The organism is Clostridium puniceum (genome assembly GCF_002006345.1).
Classification (GTDB): domain Bacteria; phylum Bacillota; class Clostridia; order Clostridiales; family Clostridiaceae; genus Clostridium; species Clostridium puniceum.
Genome location: NZ_LZZM01000073.1, coordinates 75,744 through 92,911 on the forward strand (window position 1 = coordinate 75,744; position 17,168 = coordinate 92,911).

15 protein-coding genes and 1 riboswitch are annotated in these 17,168 nt (G+C 28.9%); of the genes, 3 read left to right on the forward strand and 12 right to left on the reverse strand.

Annotated elements, in window-relative coordinates:
• Nucleotides 1–31: 31 nt before the first annotated feature.
• Nucleotides 32–1,507, reverse strand: coding sequence for a family 1 glycosylhydrolase (locus CLPUN_RS06100; protein WP_077846435.1), 1,476 nt, complete (start codon nucleotides 1,505–1,507; stop codon nucleotides 32–34).
• A 264-nt stretch (nucleotides 1,508–1,771) separates the two neighbouring features.
• Between CLPUN_RS06100 and CLPUN_RS06105 the strand changes: the two genes are divergently transcribed.
• Complete coding sequence (locus CLPUN_RS06105) at nucleotides 1,772–2,650, forward strand: MurR/RpiR family transcriptional regulator (RefSeq protein ID WP_077846436.1); 879 nt, start codon at nucleotides 1,772–1,774, stop codon at nucleotides 2,648–2,650.
• A gap of 188 nt (nucleotides 2,651–2,838) precedes the next feature.
• Here the strand turns inward: CLPUN_RS06105 and CLPUN_RS06110 are convergent, their stop codons facing one another.
• Entirely contained in the window at nucleotides 2,839–5,676 is a 2,838-nt protein-coding gene (locus tag CLPUN_RS06110) for an alpha-L-rhamnosidase (RefSeq protein ID WP_077846437.1), read from the reverse strand.
• Between the two features lie 163 nt (nucleotides 5,677–5,839).
• Entirely contained in the window at nucleotides 5,840–6,046 is a 207-nt protein-coding gene (locus tag CLPUN_RS06115; protein ID WP_278281603.1) for a prolyl oligopeptidase family serine peptidase, read from the reverse strand.
• A gap of 259 nt (nucleotides 6,047–6,305) precedes the next feature.
• Here CLPUN_RS06115 and CLPUN_RS06120 point away from each other — a divergent pair, with 259 nt between their 5' ends.
• Entirely contained in the window at nucleotides 6,306–7,310 is a 1,005-nt protein-coding gene (locus CLPUN_RS06120) for an AraC family transcriptional regulator (protein WP_077846439.1), read from the forward strand.
• A 146-nt stretch (nucleotides 7,311–7,456) separates the two neighbouring features.
• Here the strand turns inward: CLPUN_RS06120 and CLPUN_RS06125 are convergent, their stop codons facing one another.
• From CLPUN_RS06125 to CLPUN_RS06135, 3 genes are all read right to left on the reverse strand, one after another.
• Nucleotides 7,457–8,875, reverse strand: coding sequence for a glycoside hydrolase family 1 protein (locus CLPUN_RS06125; protein ID WP_077846440.1), 1,419 nt, complete (start codon nucleotides 8,873–8,875; stop codon nucleotides 7,457–7,459).
• A gap of 461 nt (nucleotides 8,876–9,336) precedes the next feature.
• On the reverse strand, nucleotides 9,337–9,651 hold the full coding sequence (locus CLPUN_RS06130) for a DMT family transporter (RefSeq protein ID WP_077846441.1): 315 nt from the start codon (nucleotides 9,649–9,651) through the stop codon (nucleotides 9,337–9,339).
• Nucleotide 9,652: 1 nt separating this feature from the next.
• On the reverse strand, nucleotides 9,653–9,991 hold the full coding sequence (locus CLPUN_RS06135; protein WP_077846442.1) for a DMT family transporter: 339 nt from the start codon (nucleotides 9,989–9,991) through the stop codon (nucleotides 9,653–9,655).
• A gap of 165 nt (nucleotides 9,992–10,156) precedes the next feature.
• On the opposite strand from CLPUN_RS06135, the gene CLPUN_RS06140 reads away from it, so the two are divergent.
• Entirely contained in the window at nucleotides 10,157–10,981 is an 825-nt protein-coding gene (locus CLPUN_RS06140; protein ID WP_077846443.1) for a MerR family transcriptional regulator, read from the forward strand.
• Between the two features lie 253 nt (nucleotides 10,982–11,234).
• On the opposite strand, the gene CLPUN_RS06145 is transcribed toward CLPUN_RS06140, so the two are convergent.
• The 6 genes from CLPUN_RS06145 to CLPUN_RS06165 all read right to left on the reverse strand — a co-directional run bounded on the left by CLPUN_RS06145 (nucleotide 11,235) and on the right by CLPUN_RS06165 (nucleotide 16,928).
• The gene (locus CLPUN_RS06145) at nucleotides 11,235–11,753 is read right to left on the reverse strand and encodes a GNAT family N-acetyltransferase (RefSeq protein WP_077846444.1); all 519 of its coding nucleotides are present in this window, start codon (nucleotides 11,751–11,753) and stop codon (nucleotides 11,235–11,237) included.
• A 229-nt stretch (nucleotides 11,754–11,982) separates the two neighbouring features.
• Nucleotides 11,983–12,672 (reverse strand): radical SAM protein, encoded by a 690-nt coding sequence (locus tag CLPUN_RS06150; protein ID WP_077846445.1) that lies wholly within the window; start codon nucleotides 12,670–12,672, stop codon nucleotides 11,983–11,985.
• An 18-nt stretch (nucleotides 12,673–12,690) separates the two neighbouring features.
• Nucleotides 12,691–13,398 carry a B3/B4 domain-containing protein gene (locus CLPUN_RS06155; protein WP_077846446.1) on the reverse strand — a complete coding sequence of 236 codons (708 nt, stop codon included), beginning with the start codon at nucleotides 13,396–13,398 and terminating at the stop codon, nucleotides 12,691–12,693.
• A 98-nt stretch (nucleotides 13,399–13,496) separates the two neighbouring features.
• A riboswitch (guanidine-I (ykkC/yxkD leader) is annotated at nucleotides 13,497–13,592 on the reverse strand.
• Nucleotides 13,593–13,690: 98 nt separating this feature from the next.
• Complete coding sequence (locus CLPUN_RS29360) at nucleotides 13,691–14,680, reverse strand: glycoside hydrolase family 3 C-terminal domain-containing protein (protein WP_341424325.1); 990 nt, start codon at nucleotides 14,678–14,680, stop codon at nucleotides 13,691–13,693.
• A 12-nt stretch (nucleotides 14,681–14,692) separates the two neighbouring features.
• Nucleotides 14,693–15,880, reverse strand: a complete 1,188-nt coding sequence (locus tag CLPUN_RS29365) for a glycoside hydrolase family 3 protein (protein ID WP_341424318.1) — start codon at nucleotides 15,878–15,880, stop codon at nucleotides 14,693–14,695.
• A gap of 163 nt (nucleotides 15,881–16,043) precedes the next feature.
• Complete coding sequence (locus CLPUN_RS06165; protein ID WP_077846447.1) at nucleotides 16,044–16,928, reverse strand: AraC family transcriptional regulator; 885 nt, start codon at nucleotides 16,926–16,928, stop codon at nucleotides 16,044–16,046.
• Nucleotides 16,929–17,168 lie beyond the last annotated feature (240 nt).

Below are 17,168 nucleotides of genomic sequence, written 5' to 3' on the forward strand. Positions count from 1 at the left end.
TCTTAATTACATTATTTTTAATTATATGAATTTATAAACTTAGATCTTCTCCATTTGAACTAATAACCTTCTTATACCAATTAAATGAATCTTTCTTGCTTCTTGTAAGAGGTCCATTACCATCATCATTTTTATCTACATAAATAAAACCATAACGCTTTCTCATTTCTCCAGTACCTGCTGAAACAAGATCAATACATCCCCAAGGAGTAAAGCCAATTAGATTTACCCCATCTTCTTCAACTGCCTTTTTCATTTCCTCAATATGTCTAGCTAAATATTCAATACGATAGTCATCATGAATAGAACCATCTTCTTCTACCTTATCGATAGCCCCCATTCCATTTTCAACAATAAATAAAGGCAAGTTGTATCTTTCTTGTAATCTATTTAATGCAAGTCTTAATCCAGTCGGATCAATTTGCCAGCCCCAATCTGTTGATTTTAAATAAGGATTTAAAACTGAAGTAGACATATTTCCATCTGTTACTTTTTTAGATTCATCTGCAGTTACAACTGAACTTGAATAATATGAGAAACCAATATAATCGACAGTGCCATTCTTTAATATATCATCGTCGCCTTCCTGCTTATCTAGTTTTATACCTAATCTTTCAAATTCCTTTAATTTATATTCAGGATAAAAACCACGACATTGAACATCAGAAAAGAAATGTCTTTGTTGATCATTTTTCATTAACAATAACTCATCTTCTGGATTACAACTTAATGCATAAGTAGACCCATAAGCAGTCATCATACCAATTTTAAAATCAGAATTAATTTTATGACCTAATTGTACTACTTTTGCACTTGCTATAAACTGATGATAAACAGCTTGAGCTTTTGACTGAGGATCATTTTTAATAACTCCTCCAGCAAAAACAGGCATAAAATCCATTATATTAATTTCATTGAAAGTCATCCAATACTTTACTTTACATTTATATCTATTGAAGATTGTGTCACAGTATCGTACATAAAAGTCAATCACTTTTCTATCTAACCATCCACCATAATTATTTGTTAACGTAAGTGGAGTTTCATAATGAGAAATTGTCACAACTGGCTCAATTCCATACTTTAATAATTCATCAAATACGTTATCATAGAATTCTAAACCTTTTTCATTAGGTATTTCATCATCACCGTTTGGAAAAATTCTTGCCCAGTTAATTGATAATCTAAAGCACTTAAAGCCCATCTCAGCAAATAAAGCTATATCTTCTTTATAATGATGATAAAAATCAATAGCTTGATGACTTGGATAATACTCTCCTTCATGACATTCTAATTTTGCTCCATCAGGAATTGATTCAAACGGAAATACGCCTTGTGATTTTTTAGTTCCATCCGGCATAGTATAAGTAATTCTTCTTGCTGACTTATGACTTCCATTTGTCATGATGTCAGAAGTACTTAAACCTTTACCATCTTCTAAATATCCCCCTTCAAATTGATTGGCAGCTGTAGCACCACCCCATAAAAAATCTTTTTTAAATGCCATTTTTATGTTCTCCTCTCTTTTCAATAACTTTAGATAACAAATACCCAAAGATAATTTAAATATATGTTGTTTTTATAGACTTAATATATTATACAGAAACAATATTAACTTTTTGTTTCTATGGTATAATCATATATAATAAATGTCTGAATTTGAATATTTTAATGATATTTTAAAATGAGATTTCATTTTTATTGCTTATTTTGCGTTAAATAATGAAATCCTATTCTAACTTATTATGCTATAGAAAAGAGGATTTTACCTATGTTAATTTCAAATAAACTTGAATCTATGGACTCTTTATCTAAATCTGAAGAAGTTCTAGCCAATTATATTCTTAGTGAAAAGGAAAATATTGAAAATTTATCAACTAAGAACTTAGCAAATGCCACTTATACGTCTCCCTCAACAGTAGTTCGTTTATCTCAAAAATTAGGTTTTAGTGGTTGGAATGAATTTAAAGAAAAGTATCTTGAGGAGCTTCAATATTTGAATAAACACTTTTCTAATGTGGATCCAGACTTTCCATTTGAGGCCCATGATACTTTTATGAATATTGCCTCAAAGGTTGGTCACCTTGCCTCAAACAGTATTGGGGATACCTTATCACTATTAAAAAATGATGAAATAAAAAAAACTGTTCATTTATTATGTAAAGCACAAATAATTAATGTATATGGTATTAGTAATTCTTTACTTATGGCTTATGACTTTAAACATAAGATGCTCCGTATTAATCGCCACGTTGAAATTATGGATTTACCTGGAGAGCAGTTAATTGTAGCTTCAAATTCTTCTCTAGTTAACTGTGCCATATTAATCTCATATTCGGGTGAGTCAAAGGAAGTCTTAAAAATTGCTGAAATTTTAAAATCAAAAAATACACCAATAATTGTGCTAACAAGTATTGGTGAGAATTCATTAACAGCCTTTGCAGATTGTATCTTTTCTATATCAACACGAGAAAATCTATATTCTAAAATTTCAACATATTCTAGTAATAATTCAATTCATTTGATTTTGGACATTTTATATTCTTGCGTATTTAAAATGAATTATAATTATAATTTAAGATACAAATCTAATATTTCAAAAAATATAGATGAAAGATTTTCCAATGGTAACATAATTAATGAGGAATAAATATAATATTTATTCCTCTTTTCAGATTGTACTCAATTAATGAGTACGCTATTTTTGTTGTATTAAGAAGCATAATAGTGAAGCATCACGTTCCTATTTGTGCTTTACTTATAATTACTAACATTTATTCGATTATTATAATTAACTTAGATGCTCATCTAGTATTTAGTTAGAATATTTAAAATTGATTACTCTACAGCGTCAATTTTAATCTTGTTTAACGCCTTCTCCAAATCCTCTAATATTTTCTTTGTAATAGGCGAAAATGGCATAAAAGACAATTCTCTTAGAGATTGATGTCCACTTCTTTCAAGCATATCCTCAGCTAACATCATAGGTAATTTTTCATCAATTATGTTTTTAACCTCTTCATTTGCAGCTAATTCACCTAAACTAACATCTGTGCCATAATATTTAATGTAAGCTATCTCTGGCAAATAGTTAAATTCATATGAACCACTAGTTAATTCTGCAGTTACATTTTCATCACTTTGATTTGGTTTTAATTTAGTATCTTTTAATAAAGTCCCATTTACTTTTACATTTTCCAATTTTGCATTAGGAAGCACTAAAGTTGCCGTTGCATTAAATGGAATGACAACTTTAAAGTTTAGATTTCCTTCTTCCGTGATTTCCCATTGGCTTTCATATACTCCAACAGTTGAATTATAGGTTCCTTTGGCATATTTCAAACGATAATCTGGCATAGGAGTTAAGTTTACATGTCTAAACCCTGGTTTATCCTCCACTGGATTTATTCCAACCATATATCTATACATCCATTCCGCAATTGAGCCATAAGCATAGTGGTTTAATGAATTCATGTCTGTACCACTTATTTTTCCATCTGGAAGTACAGAATTCCAACGTTCCCAAATTGTTGTTGCCCCCATGGTAACTGCATATAACCAGCTTGGACAACCCTTATTTAGTAATAATGTATAAGCTAAATCATTAGAACCATTTTCTGATAATACCTTACAAAAATATGGTGTTCCAACAAAACCTGTTTTCAAATGGTTTTTATCTTTTTTTAGCTTTTCTCTTAAATCATTCGCTACTCTTTCTCTCTTGTCTTCTGGCGTAATATCCATGAACAATGCAATTATTAACGCAGTTTGAGTATTAATTGTAATACGTCCATTTTTACTAAAATATTCATCTCTAATTGCCTGTTTTACTTCATTTGATAACTCTTCATATTCTTTTGCAAGTTCTTCTTTTCCTAAAGCCTTTGCAGCCTTTGAAACAATTCTTGAAGAATAACAATAGTATGCTGAAGATATAAATGGTATATCTGTTCCTCCTGTTGGGAAATTAGGATCTGTACCATCTAATGCTAACCAATCACCAAAATGAAAACCTGTTGTCCATAATCTTTTTCCACCCGAATTATCATCAGCTCTTTTAATATAGTCAACCCAAGATCTCATGCTTTCAAATTGCTGAGATAAAATCTTCTTATCACCATATTGGATATATACATTCCACGGTATTATTGTTGCCGCATCTGCCCAAGCACTTGATCCTCCACCTTGAAGATTTGATGCTGGTACAACCATTGGCACCATTCCATCTGTATCTTCTTGTTCACGATAAAGATCGTACCCATACTTACTAAAGAAAGCAAAAGTGTCCATATTAAAACATGCTGTCCCCGAGAATACTTGTGCATCACCAGTCCATCCCATACGTTCGTCACGTTGTGGGCAATCTGTTGGAATATCTAAAAAGTTTCCTTTTTGTCCCCAAAGAGCATTTAAAAATAATCTATTAACCAAAGGATTACTAGTTTCTATATATCCCGTTACTTCCATGTCGGAATATAATACACAGCCAGTAAAATCATCGCTCTTTAATTCTCCAGGCCATCCTTCTACCTTTACGTATCTAAAACCATAGAAAGTAAAATATGGTCTAACTATAGCTTCTTCGCCATTTGCAATATACTTAAATTCAGCTTTAGCTGTTCTTAAATTATCTCTATAAAAATTTCCTTCTTGAAGAGTTTCACCATATTGTAAAGTTATTTCACTTCCTTTTGAAGCATTAGTCTTAAACTCAATCCAGCCAACCATATTTTGACCTAAATCAAGAACTGTTTCTCCAGCTGATGTTTTAATTACCTCCACAGGTTTCAATCTTTCTTTTATTTTTACTGGTAAACTTAATCTTGCTTTTAATTTTTCAAAACCTAAATCTAATTCTTTTACATTATAATTATTTAAATCATCAAAAGTCGAATCATAAATTTCGCCATCATAAATATTACTATCTAAAACCTTGCTTTTTCTTGCTTTCCATGTTTCATCTGAATTTATTATAAGACTAGTACCATCTTCAAAGTCTATAATTGCTTCACATACTAAAACAAATTCCTCTCCATATATGTTTTCTTCACTATTAAATCCGAAACGTCCTTTATATAATCCATTTCCAAGTGCAACATCTATTATATTTTTCCCTTGAACTAATGTATCTGTAATATCATAAGTTTGATATTGAAGCCATTTATTATAAGCATTAAAGTTTGGAGCAAGATACTCTTCTCCACACTTTTTACCATTAATATTCATTTCATAAAGCCCTAAACCACATATGTAAACACGTGCAGATTTAATCAATTTTTCTAACTTAAATTCTTTACTTAATATAGGATGTATTTTACTATCTAAATCTGGTGTTATCCATTTCCCGCTCCAAGGTTCTTCTAATTTAGCTGTTTCAAACCAAGCAGTTTCGCTAGTTGCAACCTCTTCATTATCAGCCCATACTGTTACTCTCCAGTAATAGCGAATTCTTGGTTTTAATTCTATCTGCAATTCAAAAGCTAGACTATTTATCTCTTCACTTTTTCCACTATCAAAAGCAATTTGTGTAAACTCTTCATCAAGGGCAACTTGAATTTGAGCTGCAACTTGTTTGCTAGCAGTTGTTTCGCATGTTATAAAAGAAAGACTTGGCTTTCCTAAATCAAACCCTAATGGATTTGTAATATGGTTTATTTTTAAATTATTAATTTTCATATACCTATCTCCCTTTAAATTAAATATTGTGTGCTTAATATAATAAATTACGCAAATTTTATTATTTGTTTAAATTCATCATTTCCCATGATGTAAATTCTGGCAATTGTAATCCTAGTTTATCTTGAAGCCATTCTTGTACCATTACTATCCATTTAGAAGTTTATGGATAAATTTGACTTTTAGCCTGAGCAGTGGCTTGATTACAGAGACTCAAACCATGAGGACCTTTTTTAAAAATATGGACTTCAAAAGGAATATTTTTATCCGCAGGAGCATTAGCCATTCTAATTGTATGCTGAACTGGAACTAAGCTATCCTCAGAGGTTGCCCATAAGAACATAGGTGGTGTATTTTCTGTTACGTTAATGTTACATCTTCACGATCTTCATAAAATTTAATTACACCTGTATACATTGCTTTTCTCCTTTACACATTATTTATAAATTTTATTAACTTATTCTTACAATTTACTCGCTATTACATATACTAAAAATTTTTATATCTTTATTCTATTTCAATTATATTACACGTTTACATTGTAATTAATAGCAATATTACTTTAAAATACTATCATTTATTATGATTTATGTTACAATTAAAATATTAAATAGTAAGGAGAAAACATTATGAACCAAAAATATTTAGATATTCATTTAAAAAACTTTAGCGTTATGGAACATAGTAATCTTGAAAGTCTAACAGAAATCTACAGCTTTAAAGACATAAATGATACAATTGAAAACTTTAATAGTATTAAACAATTTTCCTTTAAATCTGAAGAAATTATTGAAATTCCTACCTTTAGCTTAGAAAAATTATCTTTTATTAAACATAACCGTTTTGCTCCAGTTCATAGTCATAAACATAAATTTATTGAAATGTCTTATGTTTATTCAGGTAAAATTAATGAAATTGTCAATGGAACACCTATAACTTTAAAAAAAGGAGATTTAATAATTTTAGATACAAATGTAATTCATTCAGTAGATATTACTGGCTTCAACGATATTATGCTCAATTTTCTTATTAATAAGGAATACTTTAATAATTCTTTTTTTGATCAGCTAGATTCAGAGAATATAATGGCAGATTTTTTACTACATGCTCTTTATGAAAGCCATAAATATAATACATATTTAATTTTTAACACTGAAGAAAATGAATTTATTCATAATATAATATGTAAACTTGCTCAAGAATTAATCGTTCCAAATTTAAATTCCACTGCTATAACCGATAGCTGCCTTATAATATTATTTTCTGAGTTATTAAGAATATACGAATCTCAAAAGATAACAAAAGATAATAATAATTTACCTAAACAAACTAAATTATCTATTGATATTGCAAATTATATTTATTTAAATTATGAAACAACTACACTAGCTTCAGCAGCAGAGCATTTTCACTTTACACCTAACTATTTTAGTAACATTGTAAAAAAATATACTGGAAAAAATTTCAAAGACTTGATTTTAGATGAAAAATTAAAAAAAACTTCTTATCTTTTAAGAAATACAAACTTAACTATTGAAGAAATTATGGAGAAGGCTGGAATTTCAAATATTCAATTTTTTTATAAGAAGTTTAAAGAACATTTTCATGTTACACCTCATAAATATAGAAAATAATTCATGAAAATCGAGGAGACGCAAAACAATTATTTTTGCCGAACTCTCACACACCGTACGTCATGCTGGGCACATCATTAAAAAGGATTGTTGCAAAATGCAACAATCCCTAAGTTCAAATAACTAAATCACACCAATATTCTATATTAATTACTTAAATCTTCACCATTAGTAGAAATAACTTTTTTATACCAATAGAAAGAGTCTTTACGATAACGATCTAAAGTTTTTAAATTGAATTCTTCTCTATCTACATAGATAAATCCATAACGTTTAACCATACCTTCATGAGTTGAAATTAAATCAATAGCAGACCATGGGCAGTATCCCATCATTTCTACTCCATCTGTAATAGACAAACGAAGCTGTTCAATATGTTTTCTTAAATATTCAATACGATATGGATCATGAATGGAACCATCTTCTTCTAATTTATCATAAGCTCCTAAACCATTTTCAGTTACTATTAATGGTAATCTATATCTTGAATATATTTCTCTAGCGGTAGCTCTAAAGCCTTCTGGATCAATTTCCCATCCAAATTGAGTTGTTTGTAAATTAGGATTTTTAAAACTCTTACATACACCAGTTTCATCCATAGCACTTTGCTGATCTTTTTTACTGCTTACATTACCTTCCAAATTATAAGCTTCTACTGTAGCTGTACTGTAATAATTAAAGCCGATAAAATCTGGTTTTCCAGAAGCAAGAATTTCCATATCCCCTTCTTGAATTTCTGGAACAGCATCAATTTCTTCTAAAAATGACCAAACTAAATTGTTATATTTTCCATACACAGCCATATCTAGATATAACCAGTTACGAATTGCATTTAAATTTTGAGCTGCCAAATTGTCTTCTGGTTTACAGCTTGCAGGATAAACTACTGATATGTTAGGTGCTGGCCCAATTTTAGCATCTGGAATCATTTCATGACATAATGCCATAGCCTTTGCTTGAGCAACTAACATATGATGATTTTGTTGGTAAATTTCTTTTCTTATATTTGTGCAGCCTTTAGGTATCATCGTAGTACCAATAACATCCCCCATTAAAGTTAACACATTTTGTTCATTAATAGTTAACCAGTACTTAACTCTGTCACCAAAGTTTTCATACATAACCTTCGCAAAATTTACAAACCAATCAATTGATTCTCTTTTAGACCAGCCACCACGTTTATCTAACACTGCTGGCATATCAAAATGGAACATTGTAACTAAAGGAATAATATTGTATTTCAAACATTCATTTATTAAATTATTATAATACTCTATTCCTTTTGGATTTACTGCTCCTGTTCCTTCTGGAATTAGCCTTGACCAGGAAATAGAAAAACGATAAACCTTAAAGCCCATTTCAGCCATTAAAGCAATGTCTTCTTTATAACGATGATATTGATCAGCACAAACATCTAATTCCGAAGTCCCTTCTGGCACTTTCTTTACATCCTGACAAGATGGTCCTTTGCCATCAATTAAGTTAGCTCCTTCAACTTGATAAGCAGATGTTGAAGCTCCCCATAAGAAATCCTTTGAAAAACTTTTTAAATTTTTATGAAACATACAAAAAACCTCCATTTAAGTCGTACTTTTATTTACAAACTCTATTAAATTTAATTATGTATTTGTTTAATGAATTGTTATTTCATTCCTTATTATTAATATAACATAATTAATTATACATGTGTGTCCTTTAAACTATTTAGTGACAGATGCTTATTATTAGAAATTTGTTTTTTTATAATACACCTTGTTTTTTATAATTTTACCTAATCCTGTTGAATAACTTGAGTTTAGTAATCTAAAGGCCATCTATTCCTATTAATGCCGTTATTTTACCATTTATATTATTTACATATTTATTGTTATCTGCACCTATCTCCGAAAAATATCAAAAATATTCATATGGTGAACAATCTTTATTCCTATATAATTCTGCGCTATTAACAATTTTATCAAATAAATATTTATTTAATTCATTTTGTTAGTGAATATAAATAATAATTTCAAACTTATTATTTTATTTAAGCTGTTAATTTCAAGCCTATTACTCCAACTAAAATCATACCTATAAACAAAATTCGCTTAAGATCTTTTGATTCATCATAAAATAGCATTCCTATAAGAGTTCCTCCTACAGTCCCAATACCTGTCCAAACCGCATACGAAAGCCCCATTGGAAGAGTTTTCATAGCTAATGATAAAAAAGTAAAGCTCAATGCAAATCCAATAAATAGTCTTGCATAAGACTGTATACTTTTATATTTTGCGACTCTATTCATACTATCAACACCAAATACTTCACAACAACCAGCTAAAATAAGGAATATCCATCCCATATTAATTACCTCCTTTCTTATCTGATTCTGATGTAACAAGTTTTAATCCTAATATACCAATTAAAAGTAAAGCAAGAAAGAATATTTTACTCCAGCTAAAAGTCTCATTAAAATAACACATACCAACTAAAACTGTTCCTGCTGTTCCTATTCCTGTGAAAACAGCGTAAACTGTAGCAACTGGTACTTTTTTCATAGCTTGATTCAAAAATAAAAATGATATACAAATAAGTAAACCAACTACAAGCCATCCAATAAAACTATTTGAATGTTTTAATCCAATTACCCATAATATTTCTATAATTCCTGCAAAAATTATAAATGTCCAATTTCTATTCATTAAATTTCCCTCCCTAGATATAGAGTATTTTTATTTATTTTGCCCATTTTAACTATCATTCCTTTATTAATATTTTTGTAAGCTATACTTTTAATTGAAGTTAATCTTAACATTTCATATAATAAAGTATAGTGTTACACGATAGTCAATAGGAGGTTTTACATAATGAATGAAAATAAACAAATTTATTTTACAACTGGTGAATTTGCAAAAATTGTTGGTGTTACAAAGCATACCCTTTTCCACTATGATAAATTAGGGATATTCTCTCCTCAAATTAAGGGAGATAATGATTATAGATACTATTCCACTTTTCAAGTTGAACCTTTTTTCGTTATATCTGCACTAAGAGAATTAGGAATGCCATTAAAAGAAATTAAAGCATATTTAAACATAAAAGCGCCAAAAGAACTAATTTCTCTTTTAAATACACAAAATAAAAAAATAGATAAAGAAATAAATAGACTTATTGCTATAAAAGAACTAATTTCACAAAAAATAAAAACCACTCGGTCTATATTTGACATGAACATGGAAAAAATTTTTATATCAAAAGAAGAAAAGGAAGTGCTTTTTCTTTCAAATGCACTTCCAAATACAGATTACCAAAGTATAGCTTTATCTTTTGCAAACCATATGAAACTTTGCAGTAAAAATAATATTACAGCTCCTTTTTCCGTAGGGCAAATACTTAATCTTAAAAATGCACAAAAAGGTATCTATAATTTGTATAGCTTTTTTTATAGCAAAATTTCCTCTCCATTAATAGATACTAATAGCTATATTAGAAAGAGTGGTAACTATTTAATTGCTTACCATACAACCGGCTATAATTCAATAGGAGAAACATATTTAAAACTTCTTAAATTTGCTAATAAAAATAATTTAATTTTAGATGAATATTTTTTTGAAGATGTTATTTTAGATGAATTATCAGTAGATGGGTATGAAAACTTTGTTATAAAAATTTCTATTTTAATTAAAGAGTAATCATTTCTGATCATTTTTATATAGGATTACGAATGAGAATTGGACTTATGTGAATGCCAAACTAAATCAGATACATATTTGTGCCTCAAATGCTACTTCAAAGCTTGCCTTTGAGGCTAGCATTTGGGGCACATATTTTGTTCTTAGAATCATCCATAAAAATTCCTTAGAAACCGGAACAAAAGTATGTTACTTATTTCAGTGAGTTTATTGTATAAGTCTAAGTTATATATTTTTTATCTATAAGTAAACTTTACAATATGAATTTCATTAAATTATCTGTTTGTTCATCTTCACCCAATTTGAAAATATGTGTATCAAATTTTTCAAATCCTTGCTTTTTATAAAATTTTATCGCATTTATGTTGTTTTCCCATACACCTAACCAAATATAATTTAGATTGTTATTTCTTCCAATTTCTATAGCTTTTTGTATTAACCTTTTACCGATATGCTTACTTTTATATTCTTGTAATATATAAATTCTTTGAACTTCTAATGTGTTATCATGTCTTGTCTCTGTTTGTGCTTTATCAAAATTAAGTTTCATATATGCAACTACTTTTTCATTATTTTCAACTATATAAAATCTTGAAGCATTATTTTTAATTTCACTTTCTAACTGTTCATAACAAAAATTTTCTTCTAAATAATTTTCCATATCTTCTTTTGTATTCTCATTAGAAAACGTTTCATAGAATGTTTTTTCACTTATATATTTAACTTTCTTTACATCTTCTAAACTACATTCTTTAATCAAAAAATTCTCCATAAATTTTGTTCCTCCAACTATATCTATATTTTAAGTAAATTTATAACAAATATAGAAATTTGTTATTATCTAACTACCTCTTTACTTTTCCTTAAATATGTTCTATACAAATTTTTATTACCCTAGTTGTTTTACTTGCCTTCTTAATATATTCTTTTTCTTATTCAATAAAACTTAGCGAATACTTATTTAATAAAATTATTATGCGAGCCCTTATCCATTTACTCTATTAAGTGTTTAACAATACTTCTGAAATTTCATTAAATCTTTCATCAGATATTCCAAGCTTTTTCTTGAATCTTTCATCATTCATTTTTTCAATTATAATTTTGTCTGGAGACAATTCATTAATAATACTCTTTATCTTATTAACAGATTCTTCTGTATCATTATAACCTTTGATAATTGTTACTTCCAAGATAAATTTCCCTTTATATTGTTTGTTAAATAAAGCCATATTTGAAATATATTCTTTAAGTGTGTATCCTTCAATTGGTCTTTGAATTTTTTGAAAATCTTCTTCTGAAACTGCTTTTATCTCTCCAATAACTTCATCGCACTTATTGGCTATTTCTACATATTCATCTCTCCACAATAAATAGCCGTTTGATAACAACCTTACAGGTACTCCCTTATTTTTTATTAGATTAATAATATCATCAATTTTATTGTTTACTAATGCTTCCCCTTTTGAATTAATGTAAACTAATTCTACTTTATTATTTTCTATCATAGTTTCTAATTCCTTTAATGAATTATCCATTTCATTAAAAGACTGCGGTGTATCTACTTTCTTATAAGATCTCCCGATAGGACAAAATATACAGTCAAAATTACAATGCTTTTCAGGCAGTATATTTACTTCCAGTACCCTTTTACCATCTTCAATATAAATCTCTTTATAACTAAAACCACCCATTCTTATCTCCTCCTAAAATTACTCTAAAACTACTTCCTTATTATTAATATCTAGAATTAAAATTTTGCTTGTTCCACCTAAATTGTTTTGCACTGCTTTTGCTAGTTCTTTTAATGCGTTCTCAAATTCTATTAATCTACTTTCATCAGTTAATTCAATGCATAAGAAAGCATTAGTTGTATTTTCAGTAAGCATTGTTCTTACTGCTTCACGCCAGTTCCAGCATCTGCAAATTGCACCTTTATCATCTTTGTAGACTATTTCGTCTTCATATGGAGGTGAGTTCTCATCTGTTCCAAGCGGAATAAATTCCTCATTTCCAATAGCCGTAGTCAATCTTATATCTCCAACAAATTTATCTATATCCTCACCTCCACATGGTAATGCATATCTTAATGAAATAGAATTGTAAATATCAACTAGTGGGTTAATAGTTCCTATATGATTTCCATTGTAGACCCTCTTTAGTAACGCCTCTATGGATGACCTTGCACTTTTCTTTGTTTTAAATTTTTGGAATGCTTCTCTCCAGACTTTTATTACATAGTTATTACTAAATTCTGCATTTTGTAAATACTTTAATGCTTCCTTTTCTGCCTCTAAAATCCTTTCTGCATATTGCTCCTTATCTCCTATAGAATTAATTATGTCATGGCAAATAACAATCCCAATTTTTACATTAGGAAATAAACTCCAAAAAGAATCTTCAATAACAAAATTTTTCATTAGAATCCCTCCTATATTCCTTATTCTGTACTAAATGATTTAGCCTCGTAGATTCGAAAATTGAAAAAATAAAAAAGCCTATGGAAATATTATTAAATATCTCCCAGGCTTTTATCCTTCCGTGTACACAGTCAGCTATGCGTTTTCTCTCGGACCTGCCAATAATAAATTGCGGAACCCTAGAAAACTAAACTATATATTATTATAATTTACAAATGTAAATGTATTTTAGCATAATATAAAACTCAAATCAACAGAATATTATTTCTAACATTTCAGATGTATTTAATTTCTATTTTAATTCAACTTCTGTTTCTAAACATTCTTTTAAACTTCCACCAACATAAATTTTAAACTTGCCCGCTTCTACAATATACTTCATATTGTTATCATAGTAGCCTAACTCTCTTACAGGAATTGTAAAATCTACTTTTTTACTTTCACCCTTTTCTAAAGCTGCCTTTTTAAAGGCTTTTAGTTCTCTCACTGGTCTAACTCTTTTTGCTACAACATCTTGAATATACAGCTGCACCGTCTCTTCTCCATCCATTTTCCCTGTATTGGTAACAATAATAGAAGCTTTCAATTGATTTTCTGATATTTCAGCTTTTAAACTTGAATATTCATATGTAGTATAACTAAAACCATGACCAAAGCAATATACCGGCTCTAAAGGAATATCTAAATATTTTGAAGTAAACTTAGACTTCCCACCTGGGCGACCTGTCGATGTATGATTATAATAGCAAGGACATGCACCAGTGCTTTGAGGGAAGGTTACTGATAATTTACCACTTGGGTTGTATAAACCTAACAAAATTTCTGCTACTGCATTACCTGTTTCTATTCCACCATGCCAGGCTTCTAAAATTGCTGGAATATGTTCTGAAACCCAAGAGATTGACAGTGGTCTTCCATTAACTAATACTGCAACTACTGGTTTACCTGTTTTATATAAAGCTCTTAATAATCCCTCTTGTTCAGCTGGAAGTGAAATATCTGCACGGCTTGCTGCTTCTCCAGACATTTCTTTTGTTTCTCCAACTACAGCTACAATAAAATCTGATTCATCGGCAATTTTTGTTACCATATCAAAGTTAACTTTGTTATCTTTAATACAAGCTTCGTATGTTAAGTAATCAAAGTTTGTTTTCATTCCTTCTAATATACTGATGCAATCTTCATCACAACCATTAATAGCCCAAGGTCCAAGCATCTGCCCCTTACTCTCTGCTAGATTTCCTACCAGTCCAATTTTCTTATTTTTACTTAAAGGAAGTATACCTTCATTTTTTTAAAGTACCATTGATTTTAAAGCTGCTTCTTTTGATTTTTCTCTAAATTCAGCCTTTAATATTGTATTTTTTTCTTTTTCTGTATTTGTCTGGTACGGACTTTCAAATAATCCTTTTTCCATTTTTAATTTTAATACTTTATATACTGCATCATCAATAAAAGATTTTTCTAATTTTTCTTCATCTACTAATTCTTTTAAGTAACTGCTATAAATCTTTGATGACATATCTACAGTTATACCTGCTTCTATTGCTAGTTTTGCTGCTTCCTTTTTATTTTCTGCAAATCCATGGTTAACACATTCTGCTATTGCATTTGCATCACTAACTAACAATCCATCAAATCCACATTCTTCTTTTAATACATCCTGTAACATATAATTATTTACTGTTACTGGCACTCCATTTACATCATTAAAGGAAGGCATTATACTTGCAAGCCCTGCATCAATTGCTGCTTTAAATGGAGGTAAATACACTTCATGCAACTTTTGAATTGACATATCTGTAGTATTATAATCCCTTCCACTTTCTGCTGCACCATAAGCTATAAAATGTTTAGCACAAGCAAGCAATTTATCTTCCTCAGCAGGATTATCACCTTGAAATCCTTTAACCTTAGCTCTCGCAAAAACACAATTTAAATATATATCTTCACCAGCACCTTCACTAATTCTTCCCCATCTAGCATCTCTTGCTACATCTATCATAGGTGCAAAAGTCCAATGGATTCCTGAAGCTGCTGCTTCCTTTGCTGACATTTCAGCAGTTTCCTCCCATAGCTTCTCATCAAAAGCACAACTTTCTGCAAGTGGAATTGGATAAACTGCACGCATTCCATGAATAATATCTGCTCCAAATAATAAAGGAATACCAAGACGTGATTCCTCTAAAGCTATTTTTTGAAGATAATTTATCTTTTCAGCTCCATATAATCCATTAAAGGAACCTATTTTTCCTGCTCTTACTTCCTCTTCTCTTAAATCCTCTTTTGCTGTGCTCATAAGCTTGTGAAATTCTGCTTCGCTTATTCTTCCATCAAACATCATATCTAATAATTCTTCAAAGGATACTTCAAATGCTCCTACAAGTGAAGGACCTAGTTGTTGCAATTGTCCAATTTTTTCTTCTATTGTCATTTGGCTTAGTATAAATTTAATCTTTTCATGTTGCTTTTTTGTAATCATTTGTCTTTCCATCCTATTTATAATTTTTTGTAAATACTCAAAGGTTTTATATTTCTTAAATGTTGTATCTATACAAAACTTTCTTAATTATTCATCACTTTATGAATACTTTTACAAATTAATTATAAATGTCTTTAATCAAGAAATCCTTGTTTTTTTTAATCTAAAAAGAGGTATTTTTTAATTTTTTAGTTTTTAAATTTTTACGATACTCTCTTGGATTAACATCATAAATTTTCTTAAATATTTTATTAAAAGCTTTAGCATCTGGAAATCCATTTTCTATGGCTATATGGGTTATTGATAAATCTGTATTCACTAATTCTTTATACGCACTTTCAAACCTTAAGCTATTTAAGTATTTTATATATGATATTCCCATATACTTCTGAAAATATTTAGATAAATACTGTGGTGTCAAATTAACCTTTTTCGCTACCATATCTAAAGATAAATCCGCTTTTTTATTTTCCTTAATATACTCTATTATCTCGGTTAATCTATTTAAATTCTTTTTACTCTTTATGCTTTCTTTGTCAGGCTTACTTCTACTAAAGTTTGTTACTAATTCAAATAGTATATCAAATAGTAAACTATAGCTTTTTAATACATAACCATCTTTTCCTTCATTATAAATATTATCTATATCTTTTAACATCTTTTTCAACTTAAAATATTTCTCACTATTGTTCGCCTCCAAATTTGAATTACATATAAATGAAATACTATCTATATTAGGATGGTATATTTTTACAAATTCATAAGGAATTTGTAAAAGAACACCATTACCATTTTCTAAGTTTTTTGAAGAATGTATTTCATTTATATTAATAACTAATAGATTGTCGTTACATAATTCATATTTTTGTGAATTAACCCATAAGTTTACTCTTCCAGTAAAAACATAAAATATTTCAATACTACTATGCCAATGCTTAGATATCATGTTTATATGTTTTGAACCTTTATCGTCTAAAAGATTTTTACCATTATACAATTTAATCGGAATATCATCATTAAATTGTATTATTTCATGTTTAAAATCCATATTGTTTCTCCTATTAAAATGTATTATTTATGAAATTATTATTCATTATCAACAGTTTTAAGCTATTTTTCCCACTCAAAATATTAATTCATCTATTAAGTTAAAATACTTATATAACTAGACTTGTGCACTAAATAGGAAAAATTTAAGCTACTAGTCCTAATTTGGAAATAACTGAATCTAAACTTATCCCGTTATCCGCACAGGTGTGTGCAAAACTAACTATTTGTACCAAATAGT